Source organism: Aeromonas sp. ANP5 (assembly GCF_963870295.1).
GTDB lineage: Bacteria > Pseudomonadota > Gammaproteobacteria > Enterobacterales > Aeromonadaceae > Aeromonas > Aeromonas veronii.
The window spans coordinates 21596-48294 of sequence record NZ_CAWMRY010000038.1; the positions used below are offsets into that span (position 1 = coordinate 21596).

General features: G+C 58.9%; 28 protein-coding genes. 22 read left to right on the forward strand and 6 right to left on the reverse strand.

The genetic code is table 11. The annotated features are described in order from the left end of the window. The first annotated feature begins 81 nt into the window (after positions 1-81). The 14 genes from mnmG to glmU all read left to right on the forward strand — a co-directional run bounded on the left by mnmG (position 82) and on the right by glmU (position 12898). Entirely contained in the window at positions 82-1971 is a 1890-nt protein-coding gene (gene mnmG, locus AACT07_RS18295; RefSeq protein WP_069529380.1) for a tRNA uridine-5-carboxymethylaminomethyl(34) synthesis enzyme MnmG, read from the forward strand. Between the two features lie 8 nt (positions 1972-1979). Then, on the forward strand, positions 1980-2606 hold the full coding sequence (gene rsmG / locus AACT07_RS18300; protein WP_005339331.1) for a 16S rRNA (guanine(527)-N(7))-methyltransferase RsmG: 627 nt from the start codon (positions 1980-1982) through the stop codon (positions 2604-2606). 26 nt (positions 2607-2632) lie between these two features. Then, a complete protein-coding gene (locus tag AACT07_RS18305) occupies positions 2633-3436 on the forward strand; it encodes a ParA family protein (protein WP_005357226.1) in 804 nt (267 codons plus the stop codon). Next, positions 3433-4341 (forward strand): ParB/RepB/Spo0J family partition protein, encoded by a 909-nt coding sequence (locus tag AACT07_RS18310; protein ID WP_005342343.1) that lies wholly within the window; start codon positions 3433-3435, stop codon positions 4339-4341. The genes AACT07_RS18305 and AACT07_RS18310 overlap by 4 nt, the downstream gene beginning before the upstream one ends. Before the next feature lie 190 nt (positions 4342-4531). Next, entirely contained in the window at positions 4532-4942 is a 411-nt protein-coding gene (locus tag AACT07_RS18315; RefSeq protein ID WP_019445506.1) for an ATP synthase subunit I, read from the forward strand. An 8-nt stretch (positions 4943-4950) separates the two neighbouring features. Next, complete coding sequence (atpB, locus tag AACT07_RS18320; protein ID WP_005342348.1) at positions 4951-5733, forward strand: F0F1 ATP synthase subunit A; 783 nt, start codon at positions 4951-4953, stop codon at positions 5731-5733. 58 nt (positions 5734-5791) lie between these two features. Then, positions 5792-6034 (forward strand): F0F1 ATP synthase subunit C, encoded by a 243-nt coding sequence (atpE, locus tag AACT07_RS18325; protein WP_005307205.1) that lies wholly within the window; start codon positions 5792-5794, stop codon positions 6032-6034. Between the two features lie 54 nt (positions 6035-6088). Next, positions 6089-6559: a F0F1 ATP synthase subunit B gene (atpF, locus tag AACT07_RS18330; protein WP_005339336.1), complete on the forward strand. Its 471-nt coding sequence runs from the start codon at positions 6089-6091 to the stop codon at positions 6557-6559. 13 nt (positions 6560-6572) lie between these two features. Continuing rightward, positions 6573-7106 carry a F0F1 ATP synthase subunit delta gene (atpH, locus tag AACT07_RS18335; RefSeq protein ID WP_069529364.1) on the forward strand — a complete coding sequence of 178 codons (534 nt, stop codon included), beginning with the start codon at positions 6573-6575 and terminating at the stop codon, positions 7104-7106. A gap of 15 nt (positions 7107-7121) precedes the next feature. Continuing rightward, entirely contained in the window at positions 7122-8663 is a 1542-nt protein-coding gene (gene atpA, locus AACT07_RS18340; protein WP_005339342.1) for a F0F1 ATP synthase subunit alpha, read from the forward strand. Positions 8664-8706: 43 nt separating this feature from the next. Continuing rightward, positions 8707-9573, forward strand: coding sequence for a F0F1 ATP synthase subunit gamma (atpG, locus tag AACT07_RS18345; RefSeq protein ID WP_005339343.1), 867 nt, complete (start codon positions 8707-8709; stop codon positions 9571-9573). Positions 9574-9606: 33 nt separating this feature from the next. Next, the gene (gene atpD, locus AACT07_RS18350; protein ID WP_005339344.1) at positions 9607-10995 is read left to right on the forward strand and encodes a F0F1 ATP synthase subunit beta; all 1389 of its coding nucleotides are present in this window, start codon (positions 9607-9609) and stop codon (positions 10993-10995) included. A gap of 18 nt (positions 10996-11013) precedes the next feature. After that, entirely contained in the window at positions 11014-11442 is a 429-nt protein-coding gene (locus AACT07_RS18355) for a F0F1 ATP synthase subunit epsilon (RefSeq protein ID WP_005339345.1), read from the forward strand. 94 nt (positions 11443-11536) lie between these two features. Beyond that, the gene (glmU, locus tag AACT07_RS18360) at positions 11537-12898 is read left to right on the forward strand and encodes a bifunctional UDP-N-acetylglucosamine diphosphorylase/glucosamine-1-phosphate N-acetyltransferase GlmU (protein WP_069529365.1); all 1362 of its coding nucleotides are present in this window, start codon (positions 11537-11539) and stop codon (positions 12896-12898) included. A gap of 51 nt (positions 12899-12949) precedes the next feature. On the opposite strand, the gene creD is transcribed toward glmU, so the two are convergent. The 5 genes from creD to blrA form a co-directional block, all read right to left on the reverse strand. Next, entirely contained in the window at positions 12950-14326 is a 1377-nt protein-coding gene (gene creD, locus AACT07_RS18365) for a cell envelope integrity protein CreD (RefSeq protein WP_069529367.1), read from the reverse strand. A gap of 117 nt (positions 14327-14443) precedes the next feature. Then, positions 14444-14923 (reverse strand): Lcl C-terminal domain-containing protein, encoded by a 480-nt coding sequence (locus tag AACT07_RS18370; protein ID WP_069529369.1) that lies wholly within the window; start codon positions 14921-14923, stop codon positions 14444-14446. 84 nt (positions 14924-15007) lie between these two features. After that, the gene (gene blaOXA, locus AACT07_RS18375) at positions 15008-15802 is read right to left on the reverse strand and encodes an OXA-12 family class D beta-lactamase (RefSeq protein WP_069529370.1); all 795 of its coding nucleotides are present in this window, start codon (positions 15800-15802) and stop codon (positions 15008-15010) included. A 79-nt stretch (positions 15803-15881) separates the two neighbouring features. Next, positions 15882-17303 carry a beta-lactam sensor histidine kinase BlrB gene (blrB, locus tag AACT07_RS18380; protein ID WP_069529372.1) on the reverse strand — a complete coding sequence of 474 codons (1422 nt, stop codon included), beginning with the start codon at positions 17301-17303 and terminating at the stop codon, positions 15882-15884. After that, the gene (blrA, locus tag AACT07_RS18385) at positions 17300-17974 is read right to left on the reverse strand and encodes a beta-lactam response regulator transcription factor BlrA (RefSeq protein ID WP_069529373.1); all 675 of its coding nucleotides are present in this window, start codon (positions 17972-17974) and stop codon (positions 17300-17302) included. Before blrA ends, blrB begins: the two co-directional genes overlap by 4 nt. A 122-nt stretch (positions 17975-18096) precedes the next feature. Here blrA and AACT07_RS18390 point away from each other — a divergent pair, with 122 nt between their 5' ends. Next, the gene (locus AACT07_RS18390; protein ID WP_005339356.1) at positions 18097-18870 is read left to right on the forward strand and encodes a DeoR/GlpR family DNA-binding transcription regulator; all 774 of its coding nucleotides are present in this window, start codon (positions 18097-18099) and stop codon (positions 18868-18870) included. A 56-nt stretch (positions 18871-18926) separates the two neighbouring features. Continuing rightward, positions 18927-20759: a glutamine--fructose-6-phosphate transaminase (isomerizing) gene (gene glmS, locus AACT07_RS18395; protein ID WP_005355853.1), complete on the forward strand. Its 1833-nt coding sequence runs from the start codon at positions 18927-18929 to the stop codon at positions 20757-20759. Positions 20760-20818: 59 nt separating this feature from the next. Here glmS and AACT07_RS18400 read toward each other — a convergent pair whose 3' ends face one another. After that, positions 20819-21595, reverse strand: coding sequence for a helix-turn-helix transcriptional regulator (locus AACT07_RS18400; protein WP_005357256.1), 777 nt, complete (start codon positions 21593-21595; stop codon positions 20819-20821). A 210-nt stretch (positions 21596-21805) separates the two neighbouring features. Between AACT07_RS18400 and AACT07_RS18405 the strand changes: the two genes are divergently transcribed. From AACT07_RS18405 to AACT07_RS18430, 6 genes are read left to right on the forward strand one after another with little or no spacing between them, the layout of a single operon-like run. Then, on the forward strand, positions 21806-22567 hold the full coding sequence (locus tag AACT07_RS18405) for a DUF3450 domain-containing protein (RefSeq protein WP_005357258.1): 762 nt from the start codon (positions 21806-21808) through the stop codon (positions 22565-22567). Continuing rightward, on the forward strand, positions 22564-23868 hold the full coding sequence (locus AACT07_RS18410) for a MotA/TolQ/ExbB proton channel family protein (protein WP_069529375.1): 1305 nt from the start codon (positions 22564-22566) through the stop codon (positions 23866-23868). The genes AACT07_RS18405 and AACT07_RS18410 overlap by 4 nt, the downstream gene beginning before the upstream one ends. Beyond that, positions 23865-24395 carry a MotA/TolQ/ExbB proton channel family protein gene (locus AACT07_RS18415; RefSeq protein WP_005339367.1) on the forward strand — a complete coding sequence of 177 codons (531 nt, stop codon included), beginning with the start codon at positions 23865-23867 and terminating at the stop codon, positions 24393-24395. The genes AACT07_RS18410 and AACT07_RS18415 overlap by 4 nt, the downstream gene beginning before the upstream one ends. Continuing rightward, positions 24392-24793 (forward strand): ExbD/TolR family protein, encoded by a 402-nt coding sequence (locus tag AACT07_RS18420; RefSeq protein WP_005339369.1) that lies wholly within the window; start codon positions 24392-24394, stop codon positions 24791-24793. The genes AACT07_RS18415 and AACT07_RS18420 overlap by 4 nt, the downstream gene beginning before the upstream one ends. After that, positions 24790-25452 (forward strand): energy transducer TonB, encoded by a 663-nt coding sequence (locus tag AACT07_RS18425; RefSeq protein WP_042082291.1) that lies wholly within the window; start codon positions 24790-24792, stop codon positions 25450-25452. Before AACT07_RS18420 ends, AACT07_RS18425 begins: the two co-directional genes overlap by 4 nt. Before the next feature lie 2 nt (positions 25453-25454). After that, positions 25455-26633 (forward strand): hypothetical protein, encoded by a 1179-nt coding sequence (locus AACT07_RS18430; protein ID WP_069529376.1) that lies wholly within the window; start codon positions 25455-25457, stop codon positions 26631-26633. Positions 26634-26699: the final 66 nt, after the last annotated feature.

Below are 26699 nucleotides of genomic sequence, written 5' to 3' on the forward strand. Positions count from 1 at the left end.
AGGACGCGAAACAGATAGAATGTTCCGCCCTTTAGCCCAGGCAAATAAAGATCTTCAGGCGTGCAGATCAAGGTGATCCCAATGCAATACCATGAACAATTTGATGTGATCGTCGTCGGTGGCGGTCATGCCGGAACCGAAGCAGCAACAGCGGCAGCCCGTATGGGCATGAACACCCTGTTGCTGACCCACAATATCGATACGCTGGGACACATGTCCTGTAATCCGGCGATCGGCGGGATCGGCAAGGGACACCTGGTCAGGGAAGTTGACGCACTCGGCGGGATCATGGCGCGTGCCATCGATCTTGGCGGGATCCAGTTCCGCACCCTCAACTCCTCCAAGGGCCCGGCAGTACGAGCCACTCGTGCCCAGGCGGATCGCCTGCTCTACAAGGCTGTCGTTCGCCAGATGCTGGAGAACTACCCGAACCTGAAGATCTTCCAGCAGGCTTGTGACGATCTGATCATGGATGGGGATCGTGTTGCCGGTGTGGTCACCCAGAGCGGGATCCGCATCAGCGGCAAGACTGTGGTGCTGACGGTCGGTACCTTCCTGAATGGTTTGATCCACATCGGGATGGAAAACTACAAGGGCGGCCGTGCCGGGGATCCTCCGTCGATCGCCCTCGCCCAGCGCCTGCGCGAACTGCCACTGCGCATCGCTCGCCTCAAGACCGGCACACCGCCGCGCATCGATGCCCGCAGCGTCGATTTCTCCGTCATGCAGGAACAGCACGGCGACGATCCGCGTCCGGTCTTCTCTTTTATCGGCAATGCCAGTCAGCATCCCCGTCAGGTGCCCTGCTACGTCACCCACACCAACGAGCGTACCCACGAGGTGATCCGCAATAACCTGGATCGCAGCCCCATGTACGCCGGGGTGATCGAGGGGATCGGCCCACGCTACTGCCCGTCGATCGAAGACAAGATCACCCGTTTCGCCGACAAGACTGCGCACCAGATCTTCGTCGAACCGGAAGGCCTGACCACCCACGAACTCTATCCGAACGGGATCTCCACCAGCCTGCCGTTTGACGTGCAGGTGCAGATCGTCCGTTCTGTGCGCGGCTTCGAGAACGCCCACATCACCCGCCCCGGCTATGCCATCGAATATGATTTCTTCGATCCGCGGGATCTCAAGGCCAACATGGAGAGCAAGTGCATTCCAAACCTGTTCTTCGCTGGCCAGATCAACGGCACGACCGGTTACGAAGAGGCGGCGGCACAAGGCCTGATGGCCGGCCTGAACGCGGCCCTGCGTGCCCAGGACAAGGATCCCTGGAACCCTCGTCGGGATCAGGCCTACATGGGCGTGATGATGGATGATCTCTCCACCCTGGGGACCCGCGAGCCTTACCGCATGTTCACCAGCCGCGCCGAATATCGCCTGCTGCTGCGGGAAGACAACGCCGATATCCGCTTGACAGCCATCGGTCGCGAGCTGGGTCTGGTGGATGACGAGCGCTGGAGCAAATTCAACGCCAAGATGGAACAGGTCGAGCTGGAGCGTCAGCGCATGCGTTCAACCTGGATCCACCCGCAACATCCGTCACTGGAGGCGGTCAACGCCCTGGTCAACACGCCGCTGACCCGCGAACAGAGTCTGGAAGAGCTGCTGCGTCGCCCCGAGGTGACCTATGATGCGCTGATGGCCATCGAAGGGGTTGGCCCTTCCGTGACTGATCCTGCCGCGGCCGAGCAGGTTGAGATCCAGATCAAGTACGCCGGTTACATCGAGCGTCAGCACGATGAAGTGGAAAAGCAGCTGCGCAACGAGAACACCTTGCTGCCGCTGGATCTGGACTATCGCGAGGTGAACGGCCTCTCCAACGAGGTGAAAGCCAAGCTGAACGATGCCAAGCCGCAGACCATTGGTCAGGCTTCCCGCATCTCCGGCATCACCCCGGCGGCCATCTCCATCCTGCTGGTTCACCTGAAAAAACACGGCCTGCTGCGTAAAACCGCCTGAGGAATCCCATGCTGGAAAGATTGAACGGCCTGCTCAAGCAGGCCGAAATTGTTATCACCGATACCCAAAAGAGCCAACTGGTGCAGTTGGTCGAGTTGCTGCACAAGTGGAACAAGGCTTACAATCTCACCTCGGTGCGAGATCCGGACGCCATGCTGGTCAAGCATATCCTCGATAGCCTGGTGGTAAGCCCCCACTTGCACGGTGAGCGCTTCATCGATGTGGGGACAGGTCCCGGCCTGCCGGGATTGCCGCTGGCGATCATCAATCCGGACAAGCAGTTCGTCCTGCTCGACAGTCTGGGCAAGCGGATCAACTTCATCCGTCAGGTGATCCAGGAGCTGGGTCTGACCAATGTGACGCCGGTCAAATCTCGGGTTGAAGAGTATCAACCCGAGGTGGGATTTGATGGTGTACTGAGTCGGGCATTTGCCTCGCTGGAGGACATGCTGAGCTGGTGTCACCACCTGCCGTCAGAACAGGGCTGCTTCCTGGCACTCAAGGGACAATATCCCGAGCAGGAGCTGGCCCAGTTGCCTGCCAATATCCGTCTGGTAGCCTGTCATGAGTTGCGGGTGCCGGAGCTGGAAGGCGAACGCCATCTGCTGGAATTCAAACATATCCAGCCCGAATAGGGTCGCAGTTTCATTTAGGGGATCGTGTGGGAAAAGTCATCGCCATAGCCAACCAGAAGGGTGGAGTGGGTAAAACCACCACCTGTGTGAATCTGGCCGCCTCCATGGCTGCCACCCGGCGCAAGGTGCTGGTGATCGATCTGGATCCGCAGGGCAATGCCACCATGGGCAGCGGTGTCGACAAGTATGACGTCGAGCGCACCGCCTATGAGTTGCTGATCGAGGATGCCCCCATCAGCGAAGTGATCATCCCCGAAACTACCGGGGGTTATCACCTGATCGCCGCCAATGCCGACGTGACCGCGGCCGAAATCCGTCTGATGGAATTTTTCGCCCGCGAAATCCGCCTGCGCAATGCGCTGGCCTCGGTGCGGGACAAATACGACTACGTATTCATCGACTGCCCGCCCTCTCTCAACATGCTGACCGTGAACGCCATGGCCGCCGCCGACTCCGTGCTGGTGCCCATGCAGTGCGAATATTACGCGCTGGAGGGGCTCACCGCCCTGGTCGACACCATCAGCAAGCTGGCCGCCGTGGTCAATCCGGAGCTCAAGATCGAAGGGGTGCTGCGCACCATGTTCGATCACCGCAACCGGCTGGCCAATGATGTGTCCGATCAGCTAAAACAGCACTTTGGCGACAAAGTCTACCGCACCATCATTCCCCGCAACGTTAGACTGGCGGAGGCCCCGAGTTTCGGTGCCCCGGCCATGCACTATGACAAATCATCGGTGGGCGCCAAGGCCTACCTGGCACTGGCTGGCGAGATCCTGCGCCGCCAGGAGCAGGAACGTCAGGCGACCATCGCAGACCGAGAGAGCATATGACTCCGAAAAAACGTGGACTGGGCAAGGGGCTGGATGCCCTGCTCAGTACCAGCACGGCTGCCCGCCAGAAACAGGTGATGAGCGATCAACGTACTGAAGAGGCCATGGCCCCCACCAATCAGGGCGAGCTGCGCAAGCTGCCGGTGGAGTGGTTGCAGTCCGGCAAGTACCAGCCCCGCAAGGATATGTCTCAGGATGCACTGGAAGAGCTTGCCAACTCCATCCGCGCCCAGGGGGTGATCCAGCCCATTGTGGTACGCCCTCTCGGCGAACAATCCTTCGAAATCATCGCCGGTGAACGGCGCTGGCGCGCGTCCCAGCTGGCGCGGCTCGAGGTGGTGCCCTGCATCGTCAAGGATGTACCCGACGAGGCTGCCGTCGCCATCGCGCTGATTGAGAATATTCAGCGGGAAGACCTCAATGCCATCGAAGAGGCGGTCGCTTTACAAAGACTGCTGACCGAATTCGAACTCACCCACCAGCAGGTGGCCGAGGCGGTGGGCAAGTCCCGCACCACGGTGACCAACCTGCTGCGTCTCAACCAGCTCAACGATGACGTGAAACGTTTCGTCGAGCACGGCGACCTCGACATGGGCCATGCCCGTGCCCTGCTGGCTCTGAGCGGCCAGGCCCAGTCCGAACTGGCCAAGCTGGTTGCCCAGAAAGGGCTGACCGTGCGCGATACCGAGAAGCTGGTGCAAAAAGCGCTCGAACCGGCAAAAGCCAGGGTCGAACCGGCCCGTGATCCGCAGATCGGCTACCTGGAGCGCCAACTGGCAGAAAAAATTGGCAATCAGGTGCAACTTCAGCCTGGCAAGCGGGATAGCGGGAAGTTAGTAATAAGTTACGAGAATTTGTCCGATTTGGACCGTATATTGGGCTATTTTGGCGTGTCGGAATCGTGATTTTTACGCTTTTTGTAGTAATAAAACATCCATTCCTTTTGATATGACCATAACCCTGATTTGCCGCGGAAAGCCGCAAAAATTAAGGATTTTTGTCATATTGCAATAGCTGCCCTCAAGGGTATAATTTGACCGGCTTTAAGAGCTGTTAACATGGGGTCTTCGGATCCCGATTTTTTACAGTTCTGTAATGTTCAGGGGTAGGTTGGTGAAGCAGAAAATAGCCTTGGAAGGTTTGACACTGGCCTTGGTTATGCTCGTTTGTCAGCTCATCCTGATCCTGGCGATGAGTGCCGTCTGGTTTTACCTGACTGGTGCCAGCGCCGGTTATTCCGCCCTCTACGGAGGGGGGATGTACTGGGTTCCTCAAGCCTTGTTTACTGTCTGGGTGCTGCGCCGCAAGGTGACAACCGAGAGTGTGGGCCTGGTTTTGCGGGACTTTTATGGTGGGGCAGGGATTAAGCTCATTTCTACAACAGGTCTATTCGCCCTGATGTTTGGTGCGGGAGTCGAGGTCGTTACCGTCTCGTTTTTCGCCACTTATATCCTCGCCCTCGTTGTACAGTGGATGGTTTCATTCACGCTTAACAACCACTATTAGGAAAACTCATGTCTGCAACCGGAGAAGTCCTGACTCCTCAGGGATATATCTCCCACCACCTGACCCACCTTCAAGTCGGGTCCGGGTTCTGGACGGTCAATATCGACTCAATGGTATTTTCCGTCGTGCTAGGCGCCCTGTTTATCCTGCTGTTCCGCAAAGTAGCCGTTAACGCTACCAGCGGGGTGCCGGGTAAGCTGCAGTGCTTTGTGGAGATGCTGGTCGAGTTTGTGAATGGTAACGTCAAAGACATCTTTCACGGTCGCAACAAGGTCATCGCACCTTTGGGACTGACGGTGTTTGTGTGGATCTTCCTGATGAACCTGATGGATCTGATCCCCGTTGACTTTATCCCTCACGCTGCACAATTGATGGGTATTCCCTATCTGCGTGTGGTTCCCTCTGCTGACGTTAACATCACCATGTCCATGGCTTTGGGCGTGTTCTTCTTGATCCTGTATTACAGCATCAAGGTCAAGGGGATCGGCGGGTTTGTGAAGGAGCTGACGCTTCAGCCTTTCAACCACCCGGCGGCCATCCCGGTTAACCTCATCCTGGAAACTGTTACGCTGATTTCCAAACCTGTTTCTCTGGGTCTTCGACTGTTCGGCAACATGTATGCTGGCGAACTGATCTTTATCCTGATTGCGGGTTTGTTACCCTGGTGGTCACAGTGGATCCTGTCCGTGCCTTGGGCAATTTTCCACATCCTGATCATCACTTTGCAGGCATTCATTTTCATGGTTCTGACCATCGTATATCTGTCGATGGCGCAGGAAGACCATGGTTGATGCAACTCAAATAATCCTTTTTATACAATCAATTACATCTAAATAACTGGAGATCCTCATGGAAAACTTGAACATGGACCTGCTGTACATCGCTGCTGCAATGATGATGGGTCTGGCTGCTATCGGCGCTTCCATCGGTATCGGTATCCTGGGTGGCAAGTTCCTGGAAGGTGCTGCTCGTCAACCGGATCTGATCCCTGTTCTGCGTACCCAGTTCTTCATCGTAATGGGTCTGGTGGATGCGATCCCGATGATCGCCGTTGGTCTGGGTCTGTACGTGATGTTTGCGGTTGCTGGCTAAGTCGTTACGACTCTCCAGGCATAACCCATTAACTAACTTAAGAGGACATCGGCTGTGAATATCAATGCCACCCTCCTCGGCCAAGCAATTGCTTTTTTCTTCTTCGTAGTGTTTTGCATGAAGTACGTATGGCCGCCGCTGATTGCTGCCATCGAAGCCCGTCAGAAAGCTATTGCTGACGGTCTCTCTTCTGCCGAACGTGCCAAGAAAGATCTGGATTTGGCCAAGGCCAACGCCACCGATCAGCTGAAAGAAGCCAAGCTGCAGGCTGCTGAAATCATTGAGCAGGCTAACAAACGTAAAGCCCAGATCATTGATGAAGCTGCCGCTGGTGCCCAGTCTGAGCGGGAAAAAATCCTGGCTCAGGGCCGTGCCGAGATCGAAGCTGAACGTCATCGTGCCAAAGAAGAACTGCGTAAGCAGGTTGCTGCTCTTGCCATTGCTGGTGCAGAGAAGATCCTGGCGCGTCAAATCGACCAGGCTGCCAACAGCGACATCGTCGACAAACTGGTAGCAGAACTGTAACGGGAACGGGGCTATGTCTGAACTGACTACAATCGCTCGCCCCTACGCCAAGGCTGCTTTCGAGTTTGCCGTTGAGCACAAGGCGGTTGACCAGTGGCTGGGTATGCTCGGTTTCGCTGCGCAAGTAGTGGAAAACGAGACCATGCACAATCTGGTAAACGGCTCTGTGGCCGCCGAAGAGCTGGCAACGCTGTTTGTCGGTGTCTGCGGTGAGCAACTCGACGTGCATGGCCAGAACCTGATCCGGGTGATGGCCGAGAATGGTCGCTTGGGTGTGCTGCCGGCGGTCGTTGCTGAATTTGTAGCGTTCAAATCTGAACTGGATAAAGAGGTTCAGGCTGACGTGATTTCGGCGATCGAACTGACCGACCAGCAGAAAGCCAATATTCAGGCTTCTCTGGAACAACGTCTCGCGCGCAAAGTGAAGCTGAATTGCAGCATCGATGCGTCCTTGATGGCCGGGGTGCTCATCAAGGCCGGTGATCTGGTAATCGACGGCACAGTCCGCGGTAAGCTGGATCGCATGGCTGACGCGCTGCAATCTTGATTGGGGTATTAGAGCATGCAACTGAATTCCACTGAAATCGCCGAGCTGATCAAGCAGCGCATTGCGCAGTTTGATGTAAAGAGCGAAGCGCGTAACGAAGGTACTATCGTCTCTGTGAGCGACGGTATCATTCGTATTCACGGCCTGGCTGATGCCATGCAGGGTGAGATGATCGAGCTGCCGGGCAACCGCTACGCTCTGGCATTGAACCTGGAGCGTGACTCCGTCGGTGCGGTGATTATGGGTTCCTATGACGGTCTGTCAGAAGGAATGAAAGTAAAAGGTACTGGCCGTATTCTGGAAGTGCCGGTAGGTCGTGGTCTGTTGGGCCGGGTGTTGAACACCCTGGGTCAGCCGATCGACGGTAAAGGTCCGATCGACAACGACGGCTTCTCGCCGATCGAAGTGATCGCACCGGGCGTTATCGAGCGTAAGTCTGTTGACCAGCCGGTCCAGACCGGTCTGAAAGCCATCGATGCCATGATCCCAATCGGTCGTGGCCAGCGTGAGCTGATCATCGGTGACCGTCAGGTTGGTAAGACCGCCATCGCGATCGACACCATCATCAACCAGAAAGATTCCGGCATTAAGTGTGTCTACGTTGCGATTGGCCAGAAGGCCTCCACCATCGCCAACGTGGTGCGCAAGCTGGAAGAGCACGGCGCCCTGGCCAACACCATCGTGGTGGTTGCCTCTGCCTCCGAAGCGGCTGCTCTGCAATACCTGGCTCCGTATGCCGGTTGCTCCATGGGTGAGTACTTCCGTGACCGCGGTGAAGACGCGCTGATCATCTATGATGACCTGTCCAAACAGGCCGTAGCTTATCGCCAGATCTCCCTGCTGCTGCGCCGTCCGCCAGGACGTGAAGCCTACCCGGGTGACGTTTTCTATCTGCACTCCCGTCTGCTGGAGCGTGCTGCTCGCGTTAACGCCGAGTACGTAGAGAAGTTCACCAAGGGTGAAGTGAAAGGCAAAACCGGTTCTTTGACCGCACTGCCAATCATCGAAACCCAGGCAGGTGACGTATCTGCGTTCGTTCCGACCAACGTGATCTCCATCACCGATGGTCAGATCTTCCTGACTTCACAGCTGTTCAACTCCGGTATTCGTCCGGCGGTTGACCCGGGTATCTCCGTATCCCGTGTAGGTGGTGCTGCTCAGACCAAGATCGTCAAGAAGCTGTCCGGTGGTATCCGTACCGCGCTGGCCCAGTATCGCGAACTGGCGGCATTCGCCCAGTTCTCTTCCGATCTGGACGAGGCGACTCGCAAGCAGCTGGATCACGGTGTGAAAGTGACCGAGCTGATGAAGCAGAAGCAGTACTCTCCGCTGAGCGTGGCTCACCAGTCTCTGGTGTTGTTCGCCGCCGAGAAAGGCTATCTCTCCGATGTCGAGCTGAACAAAATCGTCGACTTCGAAGCCGCTCTGCTCTCTTACGCCAATACCCAGCATGCCGAGCTGATGGCTGAAATCAATGCCAAAGCCGACTACAACGACGCGATCGTTGGCAAGCTGACTGCGTTGCTGGATAGCTTCAAAGCAACCCAGACCTGGTAAGCGTGTGTGGCAGCGTGAGCTGCCACTTGATGGAGAGTAAGAGATGGCCGGCGCAAAAGAGATACGTAACAAGATCGGGAGTGTGAAAAACACTCAGAAGATCACCGGCGCTATGGAAATGGTGGCAGCAAGCAAAATGCGCCGTGCGCAGGAACGCATGTCTGCCAGCCGTCCGTACGCTGAAACCATGCGCAAGGTGATCGGCCATATCGCTCAGGGGAACTTGGAATACAAGCACCCCTACCTCATCGAACGTGAGGTCAAGCGAGTGGGTTACATCGTCGTCTCCACCGACCGTGGCCTGTGTGGTGGTCTGAACATCAACCTGTTCAAGGCTGCCCTCAATGATATGAAGCAATGGAGCGCGAAAGGTGCCAAGGTTGACCTGGCACTGATCGGTAACAAGGCCTCCAACTTCTTTGAACGGCACGGCGCCAAGGTTAAAGCTCATGTCGCAGGACTGGGCGATAGTCCGAGCGTCAATGACCTGATTGGTTCAGTCAAGGTCATGCTGAAGGCTTACGACAACGGTGAGATTGACAAGCTGTATCTGGTGTACAACAAGTTCGTCAACACCATGGTGCAGCAACCACGGGTCGATCAACTGCTGCCTTTGCCCGTAACTGAAGACAGCAAGCTCGCCAAGAAACACCACTGGGATTACCTCTATGAGCCGGATCCCAAGAAGCTGCTGGATACCCTGCTGGTTCGCTACGTCGAATCTCAGGTTTACCAGGGTGTAGTGGAAAACTTGGCAAGTGAACAGGCAGCCCGAATGGTTGCCATGCAAGCCGCGACTGACAACGCCGGTAACCTGATTAACGATCTGCAACTGGTATACAACAAGGCCCGTCAGGCCAGTATTACCCAGGAGCTGACAGAGATCGTATCCGGTGCTGCTGCGGTGTAAGGCAAGGGTTATCAAAGGTTTAGAGGATTTGACATGAGTAACGGTTTCATCGTCCAAATCATCGGCGCTGTGGTGGACATCGAGTTCCCGCAGAATGCCGTGCCCCAGGTGTACGATGCACTGAAGGTCGTTAGCGAAGGTCAAGGCCAGGGTCTGGTGCTGGAAGTTCAGCAACAGATCGGTGGCGGCGTCGTTCGTTGCATCACCATGGGCTCCTCCGACGGTCTGCGTCGTGGGTTGGAAGTAGTGAATAGCGGTAAATCCATCCAGGTTCCGGTCGGTACTGCGACTCTGGGTCGGATCATGAACGTACTGGGCGAGCCAATCGACGAAAAAGGTCCGATCGGTGAAGAAGAGTGCTGGTCTATCCACCGCGCTGCCCCCAGCTACGAAGATCAGTCCAACAGCAACGATCTGCTGGAAACCGGCATCAAGGTTATCGACCTGGTATGCCCGTTCGCCAAGGGTGGTAAGGTTGGTCTGTTCGGTGGTGCCGGTGTAGGCAAAACCGTAAACATGATGGAGCTGATCCGTAACATCGCGATCGAGCACAGTGGTTACTCTGTGTTCGCCGGTGTAGGTGAGCGTACCCGTGAGGGTAACGACTTCTACCACGAGATGATGGAGTCCAACGTACTGGACAAAGTATCTCTGGTTTACGGTCAGATGAACGAGCCGCCCGGAAACCGTCTGCGCGTTGCGCTGACCGGCCTGACCATGGCCGAGAAGTTCCGTGACGAAGGTCGTGACGTACTGTTCTTCGTGGACAACATCTACCGTTACACCCTGGCCGGTACCGAAGTATCCGCACTGCTGGGCCGTATGCCTTCCGCAGTAGGTTATCAGCCGACCCTGGCCGAGGAGATGGGTGTTCTGCAAGAACGTATCACCTCCACCAAGACCGGTTCCATCACCTCCGTACAGGCCGTTTACGTGCCTGCGGATGACTTGACTGACCCGTCTCCGGCGACCACCTTCGCCCACCTGGATGCGACCGTCGTACTGTCCCGTCAAATCGCGGCACTGGGTATCTACCCGGCCGTTGACCCGCTGGACTCTACCTCTCGTCAGCTGGATCCGCTGGTGGTTGGTAAAGAGCACTACGAGACCGCTCGTGGCGTTCAGACCGTATTGCAGCGCTACAAAGAGCTGAAGGACATCATCGCCATCCTGGGTATGGATGAACTGTCAGAAGAAGACAAACTGACCGTAGCCCGTGCCCGTAAGATCGAGCGTTTCCTGTCCCAGCCGTTCTTCGTAGCAGAAGTGTTTACCGGTTCTCCGGGTAAATACGTGCCGCTGAAAGAGACCATCCGTGGTTTCCAGGGCATCCTGAAAGGCGAGTATGACGATCTGCCCGAGCAGGCGTTCTACATGGTTGGCGGTATCGACGAAGTCGTCGAGAAATCCAAGAAACTGTAAGCCTCGACAGGAGGGCCCATGGCAGAGATGATCTCCTTTCACCTGGACGTGGTGAGCGCCGAAGGAAAACTGTTTTCCGGTCGCGTGCAATCCGCTCAGGTATCAGGCTCCGAAGGTGAGTTGGGTCTCCGCCACGGTCATGCTCCGTTGCTGACTGCCATCAAGCCGGGCCTGGTCCGCTTGGTGAAGCAGAACGGAACTGAAGAGGTGCTGTACATCTCCGGCGGTATGCTGGAAGTACAACCTGAATCCGTGACCGTGCTGGCGGACACTGCGATTCGTGCTGACGATTTGGATGAGGCGAAAGCCCAGGAAGCCAAGCGCGCAGCCGAAGAGCGGATCCACAGCTCCCATGGTGATATCGACTACGCCCAGGCCGCCACCGAGCTGGCCAAGGCGATGGCTCAACTGCGAGTCATCGATATCGTCAAAAAGAATTACCGCTAATAACGGTGATGTAAAAAGCGACCTTCGGGTCGCTTTTTTTTTACCCGTTGGATAGACTCCGCCGAGTATTTCCTCATGTTCCAAAGGTCAATTTATGTCCCTCAACGTCGTGATCCTGGCGGCGGGTAAAGGTACCCGCATGCGCTCTTCCCTGCCCAAGGTACTGCACCCGGTAGCCAACAAACCCATGGTTTCCCATGTGATCGATACTGCCCGTCAGGTCGGTGCCGAGCAGCTGCATCTGGTTTATGGCCACGGTGCCGAGCTGCTGAAAGAGCGGATCGTGGCGGCCGATGTGAACTGGGTGCTGCAGGCGCAGCAGCTGGGGACCGGTCATGCCGTCGCCCAGGCGATCCCGTTCTGGAAGGATGAAGACGACGTGCTGGTGCTCTACGGCGATACCCCGCTGATCCAGCCCGAGACCCTGCAGCGACTGCTGGCTGCCAAGGCGGAAAACGGGATGGCACTGCTGACCGTGGTACTGGACAACCCCACCGGCTATGGCCGCATCGTCCGTGAAAATGGTCAGGTAGTCGGCATCGTCGAGCAGAAGGATGCTAATGCCGAACAGCTGGCGATCCGTGAGGTGAATACCGGCGTGCTGGTGGCCAACGGCGGTCAGTTGCGCAGTTGGCTCTCCCGTCTGGACAACAAGAATGCCCAGGGGGAGTTCTACCTGACCGACGTGATCGCCATGGCGCACAGCGATGGCTGCCCGATCGCGGCGGTCCATCCGGAGTGCGCCGCTGAAGTGGAAGGGGCCAACAACCGGGTACAGCTGGCTGCCCTTGAGCGCAGTTACCAGCAGATGCAGGCCGAAAAGCTGATGATCGCCGGTGCTACCCTGATCGACCCGGCCCGCTTCGATCTGCGCGGAACCCTCGAGATTGGTGAAGAGGTGGTGATCGACGTCAACGTGATCATCGAAGGCAAGGTAACTCTCGGCAACCACGTCCGTATCGGTGCCGGTGCCGTGCTGAAGGATTGTGTCATTGGCGATCACACCGAAGTGAAGCCCTACTCCATCGTTGAAGGGGCTCAGGTGGCGGATCAGTGCTCGGTCGGCCCGTTTGCCCGTCTGCGCCCGGGTGCCGTGCTGGAGCAGGATGCCCACGTCGGCAACTTCGTCGAGATGAAGAAGGCTCGTCTGGGGGTTGGTTCCAAGTGTGGCCACCTCACCTATCTGGGGGATGCCGAGGTGGGTGCCAAAGTGAATATCGGTGCCGGTACCATCACCTGCAATTACGACGGCGTGAACAAGTTCCAGACCATCATAGAGGATGACGTGTTCGTCGGTTCTGATACCCAGCTGGTGGCGCCAGTGCGCATCGGCAAGGGGGCGACCTTGGGGGCGGGTTCTACCATCACCAAGGATGTGGCTGAGAACGAGCTGGTGATCACCCGGGTGCCCCAGCGTCACATCAAAAACTGGGCTCGCCCGGTCAAGAAGAAGTGATGCCCGATCAATAAAATAGAACCGGCGCCTGATGGCGCCGGTTTTTTTGGCTTATGACTTATGGCTGGGGTCACTGGTCGATGGCTGGGGGGCCGCCCATGTGGTGGCGGGTGTGCTGTAATCCATCACCTGATACCAGTCGAGCTTGCGGGTCAGCATCATGATCAGCGCCAGGGTGGCGAACAAGAGCAGGGCGCCGAGCAGCAGAGCAATCTCTTCGGCTTGCAGCAGGCTGTAGAGGATGGCATAGACCAGCCCGAGCAGCGCCGCGAAGCCGATCCCCTGCTTCGGGCCACCCAGCACATGACTGAGGTAGAAGCCGTTGAGCAGCACACTGGCCAGCGCGGCCACCAGATAGGCCCAGCCAAAGCCGAGGTGCTCGGTCAGGGCCAGCAGCACCAGATAGAAGATAGCCAGCCCCATGCCTACCAGCGCGTACTGGATCGGGTGAACCCTCAGCCCCTTGAGCAGCTCGAACATGAAGAAGCTGATAAAGGTGAGGCCGATGAAGAGCAGGGCATATTTGGCCGCCCGTTCGTTGAGCTGATAGTGATCCACCGGCTGCACCAGACTGACGCTGAAGGTGGAGAGATGGCTATCGCCCCCGTTCATCATCCGGTTGAAGCGGGTCTCCATGTCGCTGGCGAACCAGCTGGTTTGCCAGTTGGCCTCAAACCCTTGTGGGCTCAGGGTGCGACTGCCCGGCAGAAAGTCACCGATAAAGTTGGGGTGGGGCCAGTTGCCCGCCAGCTGCAGGGTGCTCTCCTTGCCCAGCGGGACTATGTCGAGGGCGTTCATCCCCTGTAGATTGAGCTCCAGATGGAAGGTGCCATCCTGCTGTGGCAGGTTGTCGAGTGGGGCATGGATACCCGCGAGCGCGTCACCGAGGCGGGCGCCGGGGGCAAACGGGATCCGCTGTGTGCCGAGTTGCAGTTCGGGCACGCTGTTGATACCGCGGGCATCGGAGAGCTCCAGGCTCAGGTAGGGTTTGCCCGCCACCAGCTCGGCCGTTTCACCGAGCGGTGAGGTCGCGTCATTCAGCAGACTCTGTCGGGTAGGCAGGTGGCCCGATAGGGTGAGTCGGGTCTGGTAGACCTGCGCCTGATAGATGCCCAGCTTGCGCGGGGTCACCTCCATGTTGGCCTTGATATCCAACTGCTCCGGCAGCAGGTAGCGGTAGATCTGCTCCTGACGGATGAAGCGCTTGCCCTCCTGCTCGACCGTCACCGAACGGGTATAGGGCTGTACGATAATGGGCCCCATCAGCCGTTGCGGGCCGCTGCTGCTGGCCATGATGCTGTGAATGGCCTGACTGCGGTAAGCCTGACGCTCCCGGTTCAGCTCCATGATGGATTGCACCGGCACCATCAACAGCAGGCTGAGCAACAGCAGCAGAAAGATCTTGTGAGTGAATATCTGTTTGACCATGACACGTCTCCTTGTTGGATGGAGTGAGTCTGTCAGTCCGGCGTGAAGTGGTGATGGGCTTGTGTGAAGTGGCGGTGAACTGTTGAAAAACGGCGCCATCAGGCGCCGCGGGATTGTTCAGGGGCGGGAGCGCACCAACCGAGCGGCTTGTGCGAAACGATCGGTGTGGCCGTCGATGAGTCCGTGCATAAAGTCGATGTAATAGACCAGTTCCGGCATCTCCTCAATGGAGCTGGAGGTCCAGTAGGGGGCTGAATTTTCCCCGTTGTCATGGATGTCCGGAAAGAAGTTGGGGTCTGTCATCGGCATCCGGCAATTTTCGTCGAGCAGGGTGAAGAGCTCCTCGATGGTGGGGAGTCGCCACCCCTCGCCAAGGCGGGCTGCTTCATCTTTGGCTTCAAGCAGCGTCAGCAGGGCCGGTGTGCCCACGCACCCTTTCCCCTCCTGCCACTGGCTGCCCAGACTGCACGCCTGCCATTCGAGGTGGTTTAGCCGATCATGGATGACTTCTCCCTGCCGTGTCAGGCGGTCGGAGAGATCACAGGCAGCCAGCGCCATGCTGGCCGGAAGCCAGAGCAGCAATAGAAATGATTTCATGTTTGTCTCGTTTACGAATGGCGGTCAGCCCGTCGCTGGTGGGCTGACCGTGGTTATCGGGGGTTTATCTGGCGGGAAGCGAGCTCACTGCTTTTTTAGTTGTGCAGGCAGGGCAGACAGCACCTCTTCTTTCGCCTTGAGGGAGGCGAACTGCTTGCCGGGCTTTTGCACCACGGTATGGACGAAGATCAGCTGCTTGCCCGGTTTGCTGGCCCAGCCGACGAACCAGCCGATCTGCTGATCGCGGTTGAGGCTGCCATCCAGCTTCTTCGGGTAGCCCATGCCGGTTTTGCCGTGGATCTGCCAGCCGTCGATCTCGCTCACCTTGAGGATATTGGCGGTGTACTGCAGGGTCTGCGCCGAGACCGGCAGCTTGCCGCTCAGCATCTTGCCGAGGAAGCGGGCCTGCTCCTCCGGACTGATGGCGAGGCTGGAGCTGAGCCAGGCCTGGGTCAGGCCGTCATGTTTGCCCGGATTGCCGGAGAGATCCCGGTTGCCGTAGTCGAAACGGTCGACGTATTGCTGGAAGCGCTCCATCCCCAGCCATTCGGTGATCTGCTGGGAGAACCAGACCACCGAGTAGGTTTCCCAGCGGCGCGGGGTAGTGGTTTCGCGCCAGGCGGGCAGCCAGCCGTCATAGCTCGGCTTGTAAGGCAGTGCCGGATGCTCTTCATCCACCAGATAGCCACTGTCGTAACCCATCAGCGCCAGCGGGATCTTGAAGGTGGACGCGGGCGGTAGCTGGCTGGAGCAGTCCCCTTCGCTGGAGAGGGTCTGGCCGTTGCCGTCAGCATAGAGAAAGCAGCCGCTGGCGGCGGAGGCAGGCAGGGCTGCGAGCAAACCGGCAGCCAGCAGGCTGGAGAGAAGCAGGCGGGACATAGCATTTCCTTGAGCAAATGGATGAGAGAAAGCGGCAGTCTAATGCCGCTTTGTGTGGGGAATGTGAAGTTGCGGGGGGCTAGGCGAACGGCAGCCAGAGTTCCGCCAGCGCGCCCCCTTCCGGCCGGTTGCTCAGGGTCAGACGGCCGCCATGCTGGTGGGCTACCTCATGGGCGAAGCTGAGCCCCAGACCACTGCTCTTGCCCTTGTCCGGTCGTGGCAGGGAGTAGAAGCGCTCGAAGATGCGCGGCAGGGCGTAGTCGGGAATGCCGGGGCCGCTGTCGGTGACCCGAAAACAGTAGCCCTCCTCCTGCTGGCTGCCGCTTAGGGTGACCTGCCCGTTGGCGGGAGAGAAGTCGATGGCGTTGTCCAGCAGGTTGCCGATGGCCTGCTCCACCAACAGCGGATCCCACTTCTGTTTCGGCGCGCTGGCCAGCTCGGCCACCAACTCGACCTGACGGCGCTGGGCGATTATCTGGCGGGCGTCGAGGGTGCGCTTGCCCAGTTTTGCCGGTTCCACCGACTGGCGATCCAGCCCCTGCCCCGACTCCAGCCGCGCCAGTTGCAGCATTCGCTCGATCAGTTGCTGCATGCGGGCGGTTTCCAGATTGATGTTGCCGATAAACCGTTTGGCAACTTCGGGGGGGGGCGTTTCGGCCAAAATCTCCCCTGCCCCGCGAATGGCGGCCAGCGGGCTCTTCAGCTCGTGGGTCAGGCTGTGAACATAGGCTTCGATGTAGCTTTTGCCATCGAGCTGGTGGCGCATGGTCTCCAGCGAGCGGCCGAGCCGATCCAGCTCGACGGTGTGCAACTGCGGCAGCGGTGCCGCCTCCCCCTTGCTGACCGAGTCGGCGTAGTGCACCAGCTTGCCGATGGCGCGGTTGAGCCACCACACCAGCAGGCTGCCGATCAGCAGCGAGATGAGCAGCATCTGGCCGCCGGCCCGCAGCAGCTCCTGTTCCCCCCGCTCGATGGCTGGCATCAGGGTGCGATTGGGTTTGGCGACGGTGAGGGAGCCGATGATCTCGGCCCCTTCCCGCAGCGGCGCCGCCACATACATGGTCGAGCTGGCGGCATCGTCGGGATCGGTGCGGGTGCTGCGGGCGCCATATTGGCCGCGCAGGGTGCGGTAGACATCGTTCCAGCGGGAATAATCCTTGCCCAGATCCGTGCCGTCGGAGTCGTAAATCACCATACCCTTCTGGTCAGTGACATAGATGCGGTACTCCGCCTGCTGCTTGAGGTGGCCATCGATCATCGCATTGATGGGATTCTGGTTGAGGCGGGCGAAGGCGCTGGCCAACCGCCCGTTCATCATATTGCCCTCTTTCAGATCATCGAGCGCCAGCGGTGCCAGCAGCTGGGTCATGTCTACCAGAGTATCCTCGGTGGCGCTGCGCACCCCGGGTTTTATCTCCTCGACGAAGATTTCCAGCACGAACCAGGCGGCCAGGGCGAAGATCAGCAGCAGGCCGCACAGCAGTTGCAACCCGAGTCTCATGCCAGCTCCAGGCTGTAGCCCAGCCCGCGGTGGGTGAGGATCAGGTTGGCCTCGGGATCATGTTCGCGCAGCTTGGCGCGGATGGTCTTGATATGGGTATCGACGGTGCGATCCAGACTCTCCTCCGCATCCTGCCACACCAGATCCATCAGCTGTTGGCGGGAGTAGACCCGGCCCGGCGCAAGCATCAGGGTCTTGAGCAGCAGATATTCGTAGCGGGTGAGGGCCAGCAACTGGCCGCGAAAATGGATGCGGGCACGCTCCTCATCCAGTACCAGCAGGGCGCTGGGTTGGGGGGCGACGGGCTGGCTGCGGCGCAGGATGACCCGCACCCGGGCACACACTTCCCGTGGTGAGAAGGGTTTGGCCACATAGTCGTCGGCACCTATCTCCAGCCCGATCAGTCGGTCTATCTCCTCGCTGCGGGCGGTGAGGAACATCAGGGGAATATCGGTCAGCGCCCTCACCTGCTTGCAGAGTTCGAAGCCGCTGATGTCGGGTAGCCCCACATCGAGGATCAGGAAGTCGGGTCGCGTCTGTTCCAGTCGTGTCAGCAACTGTTGGCCCAGCATGAACCACTCCACCTCGAACCCGTCGGTCTGCAGGGCGTAAATCAGGGTGTCGGCGATGCTGGCCTCATCCTCCACCAGCCAGATGACTCTCTTTTGCATGGCATCCTCGTCGCAAATTGGCACCCCATTCTGGCATCGAACCAAATCGGATCCTATTTGCTGTTTTATTTTTCCAAAAAAGGGGCTAACATTTCGATGTTCTTTCGAATCGAAACTTAAAAATGACCAAACGTAATACTCAACAACGCCGCCACACCATAGTGACCCTGGTACAAGAGCAGGGTGAAGTGAGTGTCGACGCCCTCGCCAAACACTTTTCTACCTCCGAAGTGACCATCCGTAAAGATCTGGCGGTACTGGAGACCGGCGGTCTGCTGCTGCGTCGTTACGGTGGCGCCGTCCCCTTGCCGAGCGAGATGGTGGTCGAGGCCAATCCTGAACAAGTTTCGAACCGAAAGTTAGCCATTGCCCGTGCGGCGGCCGAGCGGCTGCGTGATCACAACCGCGTCATCATCGACAGCGGCAGCACCACCAGCGCCATGATCCCCATGCTGGGCAACAAGCGCGGCCTCATCGTGATGACCAACTCCCTCAATGTGGCCGGTGCCCTGCGCGAGCTGGAAAATGAGCCTACCCTGTTAATGACCGGTGGCACTTGGGACCCTCACTCCGAATCCTTCCAGGGGCAGGTGGCGGAACAGGTGCTGCGCTCCTACGACTTTGACCAGCTCTTTATCGGTGCCGACGGCATCGACCCGGAGCGTGGCACCACCACCTTCAACGAGCTGGTGGGCCTGTCGCGGGTGATGGCAGAGGTGTCGCGGGAGGTCATTGTGATGGTCGAATCGGAAAAGATCGGCCGCAAGATCCCCAATCTCGAACTTCCCTGGTCGAGCATCCATACCCTGGTGACCGACGAGGGGCTGGCCAGCGAGGCCAGAGAACAGATTCAAGCCCAGGGGGTGACGCTTATCTGCGCCCCGGTCACTTGCTGACATCGAGCTCTGAACCATCCAACTGACTTTACGATTTGCATCTCAAGGAGAAGTGTATGTGTGGCATCGTCGGGGCTGTCGCCCAACGTGATGTGGCTGAAATTCTGGTAGAGGGCCTGCGCCGTCTGGAGTACCGCGGTTATGACTCCGCCGGTGTGGCCGTGTTCAGCGCCAACCAGCCGTTGCAGCGGGTTCGCCGTCTGGGCAAGGTGGCCGAGCTGGCCAAGGCGCTCGACGAGCAGTCCGTTCATGGTGGTACCGGCATCGCCCATACCCGCTGGGCCACTCACGGCGAGCCCTCCGAGCGCAATGCCCACCCCCACGTCTCCGAGCATATCGTGGTGGTACACAACGGCATCATCGAGAACCACGAAGAGCTGCGGGAAGAGTTGAAGGCGCTGGGTTATGTGTTCAGCTCCGACACTGATACCGAGGTGATTGCCCATCTGGTCCATCATGAGCTGAAGAGCGCCGGCAGCCTGCTGGCCGCCATGCAAACTGCGGTGAAGCAGCTGCGCGGTGCCTACGGTACCGTGGTGATGGACAGCCGCGACGACAGCCGCGTGGTGGTGGCCCGTTCCGGTTCACCGCTGGTGATCGGCCGCGGTATCGGCGAGAACTTTATCGCCTCCGACCAGATGGCGCTGCTGCCGGTGACCCGTCGCTTCATCTTCCTGGAAGAGGGTGATGTGGCCGAAGTGACCCGTCGCGATGTGCATATCTTCGATACCAACGGCAACGCCGTGGTGCGCGAAGAGCAGGAGTCCGAGCTCTCCCACGATGCCGGTGACAAGGGTGAATACCGTCACTACATGCTCAAGGAGATCCACGAGCAGCCCAAAGCGATCACCAACACCCTGGAAGGGCGTCTGGGCAGCGATCACGTGGTGGTCGAATCGTTCGGTAACGGCGCGCGCGCCATCTTTGACAAGGTGGAGCACGTGCAGATCGTCGCCTGTGGCACCTCCTATCACTCCGGCATGGTGGCTCGCTACTGGTTCGAAGAGATCGCTGGCGTCTCCTGCGATGTAGAGATCGCCTCCGAGTTCCGCTATCGCAAGTCGGTAGTGCGCCCCAACAGCCTGCTGGTGACCCTCTCCCAGAGCGGCGAGACCGCCGATACCCTGGCGGCGCTGCGTCTGGCCAAGGAATCCGGCTACATGAGCTCGCTGGCTATCTGCAACGTGCCGGGCTCCTCGCTGGTGCGTGAATCGGATCTGGCCTTTATGACCCGCGCGGGGGCAGAAATTGGTGTGGCCTCCACCAAGGCATTCACCACCCAGCTGGCTGGCCTGCTGATGCTGGTGGCCTCGGTCGGTCACTGCCGTGGCCACCTGAGCGCCGCCGCCGAGGCTGAACTGGTCAAGGCGCTGCAAGCCCTGCCGCTGCGTATTAAAGAGAGCCTGGCGCTGGCCAAGGATATCGAAACCCTGGCCGAAGAGTTTGCCGACAAGCAGCACAGCCTGTTCCTCGGCCGTGGCAGCCAGTACCCCATCGCCATGGAGGGGGCGCTCAAGCTCAAAGAGATCTCCTACATCCACGCCGAAGCCTATGCCGCTGGCGAACTGAAGCACGGCCCGCTGGCGCTGATCGATGCCGAGATGCCCATCATTGTGGTGGCGCCGAACAACGATCTGCTGGAGAAGCTCAAGTCCAACGTGGAAGAGGTGCGCGCCCGTGGCGGTATCCTCTACGTGTTCGCCGATGCCGATACCGGCTTCAAGAGCGACGAGACCATGCGGGTCATGAACCTCAACCATGTGGAAGAGGTGATCGCCCCCATCGTCTATACCGTGCCGCTGCAGCTGCTCTCCTACCACGTTGCCTTGATCAAGGGCACTGACGTTGACCAGCCGCGCAACCTGGCAAAATCGGTGACCGTAGAGTAAGTCACTCTCTCAAATGACAAAGAGCCGCAATTGCGGCTCTTTTTGTTGCTGCTGAGGGGTTACGACAGCCGCAGGTTGGTGATGGTGACCTCGTCGAGGGAGGGCACTATGATGCCGCTGGTGATCCCTTTGGCGATGGCCTGACTGCGGTTCTTCGAGTCGGTCTTGTTGGTCACCTGGGTCAGGTGAAAGTTGACCGTCCGCTCACTGATGCCGAGGATGGTGGCGATCTCCCAGGAGGTCTTGCCCTCGCTGGCCCAGAACAGGCACTCCTTCTCCCGGTCCGACAGTTCGGTCAGGTATTTCATCATATCCGGTCTGCTTTTGATCAGTTGCAGCGCGGAGTTGAAGATATAGCTGGCGCAGAACGACAGCAGCGGGACATTTTCAAACATCAGGTCGGAGTTGGATTTCTCCTTGGTGATGAATGAGAGGATGCCGTGCTCCCCCTGCGGGGTGTGCAGCGGAAAGGAGACTCCATTGCGTACCCCGAAATCGGCGGCCAGGTTCATCACGTCGCGGCTGGCGCTGGGCAGCCAGGGAGAGTCGCAGTCGAGCTTGTTCCAGAAGATCGGCTGGGTCTGTTTCAGCCCCAGATAGACCACCGGATCCTGGGTCAGATACTGGTTTTCGCTGTAGGCGTCAAACCAGGTGGTCGGACAGTTGTTGAACAGTGCCACGTGGGATTTTTGCATGCTGATGGGGAAAATAATCAGCAGCCGAAAGTAATCGAAGCCCATTTGATGACTGAAGCGCTCCAGCAGTTGCTGGATATCGCTGGTTTTTGTTGCCTTGGTGAACTTGTCGATATGTTCCCAGATCGCATCGTTGAGCATTACTTTCTCCTTTTTCGATCTCTATCACACTGATCGAAAAGATTTTTTATCGTTATTTATATTTGTGCTGTGGCTATTGGCGCCACTTATTCCGTGCGTGCTTAAAAATTATCCTGTTTTTGTGCATAAAGGCCAAGAAAATCCTCTCGTTGCCAGTCCGCCCTGCATTTGAGATAATGATAATAGTTATCATTAGTAAGATGTATTTCAATGAACAAATTATGGGGTGTGGCCCTGCTGCCACTGTCAGTCCACTTTGCTGCCATCGGGGATGAGCTGGTTGCTCCCGCCCTCAAGAACAGCATAGCTGCCGGGAAAGCCTCCCAGCAGCGAGTGGAAAAAGCCGCCGATGCCGCCGTTGCCGCACGACTGGAGCTGCAAAACGCCCAGCTGCAACTGCGTGACCTCGAAGCCTACAACCGCTACATGCAATCTCTGGTGGCCGATCAGCAAAATGAGCTGGGTAAATTGAGCCAGCAGCTGGAAGCGGTGCAAGAGACCCGTCAGGGCTTGATCCCGCTGATGTTGCAGATGCAGGCAGATCTGGAACAGCTGGTGCAAAATGACATTCCGCTGCGCAAGGAAGATCGGCTGGCGCGGGTTGAACAGTTGAAAGCGACCCTGGCTCGCGCAGACGTTAGCGAGGCAGAGAAATTCCGTCAGCTGCTGCAGGCCTATCAGATTGAAGCCGAGTACGGCAGCCGGATGGACAGCTATTCCGCCGAGCTGGAGCTGGATGGTGCTCCGCGTCGGGTCGATGTGCTGGCGCTGGGTCGGGTCTCCCTGCTGGCGATGACGGCCGATCGCAGTCAGGCATGGCGCTGGTCTGCCGAGGCGAAGCAGTGGCAAGCCCTCGACAGCCAGTGGCTCTCCCCTATCGCCGAGGCGATGGATGTGGCCGCCGACAAGAAAGTTCCCCAGTTGCTCAATGTCCCCCTCTCTGTCAGCCGCAGTCAGGAGGCCCAATCATGAGAGTCACCATGAAGTGGTTCCCCCTCCTTATTGCCCTCTCCTGCGGTACCAACGCCGCTGTCGCCGATGAGTGGCAGCAGCAGGAACAGGCTCGTGAACAGCAGGCTCAGCAAGATCTGGCGACCGTTGCCAAGGAGCTCGGCACTGCCCGCGCCAGACTGGCCGAGGCTCAGCGCTTGAGCAAGGAGCTGGCCGGCAAGTTCGCCAGCAACGAGAAGCAGCTGGTCGAGCTCAACGCCCAGTGGGAGCAAGCCTCCGGCGACATGAACGAGATCTTCGCGGTCACCCGTCAGGGCGCCAGCGATGCGGTCAAGCTGCTGAGCGAATCCGCCGTCGAGGGCCAGTACCCGGAGCGTCTTGCCCCGCTGAAAGCCATGGCACAGGATAAACAGGTGCCGGATCGCGCAGCTCTCGCCCTGCTGCCCGCCACGCTGCTGCAGGAGATCCGTGAATCTGGCCGGATTGCTCAGTTCAACGGCAAGGTGCTCGATGCCCAGGGGGCTGCCAGCGAGCAGTCGCTGACCCGGGTTGGCAGTTTTGCCCTGCTGGGGAGTGAAGGCTTCCTGCAACCGACCGCCGAAGGCTTGAGCCCGGTACTGGGTCTGCCCGGTAGCGTGCTCTCTGCCGTTGCGGCTTATCAGGGTCAGGAAGGGGAAGCGCTGCCGCTGGATCCTTCGCATGGCACTCTGCTGGCGATGCTGGCACAGGCGCCCACCTTCTGGCAGCAGGTACAACAAGGTGGTCAGGTCGGCGCCATTATCGTGCTGCTGGCCGCCATCGGTTTGGGTATCGCTGCGGTACGGCTGTGGAGCCTCTCCCGCGAACTGGGTCGGGTGCGCCGCCAACTCAAGAGCGGCGAGTATCACGCCGACAACGCCCTTGGCCGGGTGCTGACGGTGGCAGACAAACACCCCGAGCTGAGCATGGAGACCCTCGAATTGCGTCTTGATGAGGCGATCCTGCAGGAGACTCCTCGCATGGAGCGCGGCATCGGCATGGTCAAGGTGATCGCGGCCATCGCCCCCATGCTGGGGCTGCTCGGTACCGTGACCGGTATGATCGGCACCTTCCAGGCGATCACCCAGTTTGGTACCGGCGATCCCAAGATCATGGCGGGCGGCATCTCCATGGCACTGGTCACCACGGTACAGGGGCTGGTGGCGGCCATTCCGTTGATCCTGGCCCACAGCCTGCTGCAGTCCCGCTTCACCGAGCTCTCCAATGTACTGGAGCAGCAGGTGGCCGGCATTCTGGCCGAGCGTGCCGAGAGCAATAACTGCGGGATGGAGCGAGCAGCATGATGCTCGACATCTGGCAACAGCTGCAGAGCTTCATGGGCCGTGGCGGCCCTGTGCTCTGGGTCATTCTGGCCCTGCTGGTGCTGATGTGGATTTTGATGATCGAGCGGCTGCTCTACCTCAATCTGGGTTTCGGCCCGTTGCAGCAACAGCTGCTCGGTCGCTGGCAGGCCCGCAGCGAACGCCACAGTTGGCACGCCCGGGCGATCCGCAGCCGCTGGCTGGCGCAGGCGGAGCTGGAACTGAACCGTCATCTGATCTTCATCCGCACCCTGGTGGTGCTCTGCCCCATGCTGGGGTTGCTGGGCACTGTGACCGGCATGATCGGCGTATTCGATGCGTTGGCTGCGGCCAACCGCTTTAACCCGGAGAGCATGGCGGGCGGGATCTCCCGCGCCACCATCCCCACCATGGCAGGCATGGTGGTGGCGCTCTCCGGCGTGTTGTTACTCAGTCGGCTCGAGAGTCAGGCCAAGCGTGCGCTGGCCAAGACCCGGGACGGCCTGCGAGAAGAGAAGGTAATGCAATGAGACGGCAATCCAAACGCCAGCGTGACGAAGTGCAGATCGACATGACCCCCATGCTGGATATCGTGTTCATCATGCTGATCTTCTTTATTGTCACAACCTCCTTCGTGCGCGAAGCCGGGCTCGAGGTACACAGGCCCCAGGCCAGTCAGGCCAAGGCGCAGAAATCTTCCAGCATCATGCTGGCGATCGGGGCTCAGGGTCAGATCTTCCTCGACCGCAAGCAGATCGATGTGGAGCGGGTGCAGGCCACCATCGCCCGTCTGCTGGCGGAGCAGCCCGATGCCAGCCTGGTGATCCAGGCCGACGAGCGAGTGCCCCATGGCAAGGTGGTGCGGGTGATGGATGAGGCCAAGGCGGCGGGTATCGCCAATATCGCCGTGGCGGTGGCGCCGAAATGAAATACAAGCTGATGAGCCTGGGGCTGGGGATCGCCCTCAGTCTGGGCATCCTGCTGTTCATGGCCACGCTGGTTGAACCGCCCCGGGGCGAGAAGGTGGCGAGCGAACAGAAGCCCATCGTCATCAATATGCAGAACGAGGTGACCGAGGTGCAGGTACGCGAGCGCCCGGTACCGCAGGAACCCGAGCCTCTGCCAGAGCCTCCTGCGGCATTGGCCTCCGCACCGCTGCCGATGCCTGCCGCGGCCCCCTTGGCGGCCGTTGAGCCGAGTCTGGATCTGGTCTCCAGCCTCAGCGCGGTGCAGGTCTATGCCCCCGGTGTGGCGACCAGTACCGCACCGGTATTGAGTGGCAACTACCACGGCCAGCAGCAGGGTGCGGGTATCGGCGCAGGTGACATGCTGATGCCGTTGCAACGGATCGAGCCGGTCTACCCCTATCGTGCCCAACAGTCAGGGATCGAAGGATTCGTCACCCTGCGCTTTAGCGTGAATGCGGAAGGTGGCGTGCAGGATGTGGAAGTGGTCGAGGCCAAGCCCAAGCGTCAGTTCGAGCGGGCGGCCATTCAGGCGATCAACAAGTGGCGCTATCAGCCGAGACCGGGCGCCACCGACAAGCTGGTGCAAGTCATCACGCTCAAATTCAAACTGGAGTCATAACTATGTTGCGGATCTGGATCTGTCTGCTGGCCCTGGTCGGCCAAGCCTGTCTGGCGATGGAGGTCAGCCCTCACTTCTCCCGTCAGCTTGAACCCGTGATGAAGCTCTATCAGTCCGGTCAGTGGCAACAAGCCCAGAGCAAGGCGTCCGGCCTCAAGCCAAATAGCGATGCCGAGCGTGCCTGGCTGGCGCAGTTGCAAGCCTCGCTGGCGGCCAATCTGCAACAGACCGCCCAGGCGAGCCGTTATGTCGAACAGGCCCTTGCCTATAAAGAGTGGCCCGAGCAACAACAGCTCCAGCTGCTGCGACTGCGCGGCGATATTCAGGCCCAGCAATCCAACTGGTCTGGTGCCATCGCCAGCTACAAGGCGGCGCTGGCGCTCAAGCAAGACGATGGGCTGCGCCTGCGTCTGGCCGGCCTCTATTACCACAACAAGCAGTACGGTGACGCCGCCAGTCAGAGCGAACAGTTGTTGAAAAAGGGTTGGCAGAAACAGGCCGCCATTATTCGTCTATCCGCCCTCACCGCTCAGCAACGTTATGGCGTGGCTGCCGATCAGGCGGCCGAGCTGATCCGTCACGAGCCGACAGAGAGCAAATGGTGGCAGCAGGCGGTGTCGCTCAACCTCTCCGCCAAACGTGGGGATCAGGCGTTGGCATTGCTGCAAACTGCCATCGACAGAAAACTGATGGATGATGCGTCTGCCCGCAATCAGCTGATCCGCCTCTATGCCTGGCAAGGGCTGCCTTATCGTGGTGCCCGTCTGCTGGAAGCGGCCATGGCCAAGGGACAGATGAAGCAAAGTGCTGAAAACCGCCAATTGCTTGCCCAATTGTGGGAAGGTGCCCGGGAGTGGTCACAAGCGGTCGATAGCTGGCAGCTGCTCGCCAACCAGCACGGTCAGCCCAAAGCTGCCATGCGCGCCGCCGAACTGATGCTGCAACAGGGCAAGACTGATGCTGCCATGATCCAGCTCGCCGCCATCAAGTCGGTAAAAGGCGAGCAAGGTAATCGTGCCAAAGCGCTGCTGGTGCAGGCACACCTTAATAAGGAGCAGTATGCCCAGGCGCTGGAACTGGCCCGTGAGCTGCAGCAACAGGATAACTGGCAGCAGAAGGCAACCAGCTGGGTCAACTATATCCGGGCACAAAGCGAAGAGTTGAGCAAAAAAGCGGCGTAAAAGAGGTGCCAAGGGGCTGTTTTGGGGCGTTCAGTTCGCTTTTTCAGCAAACGAATGCATTTTTGC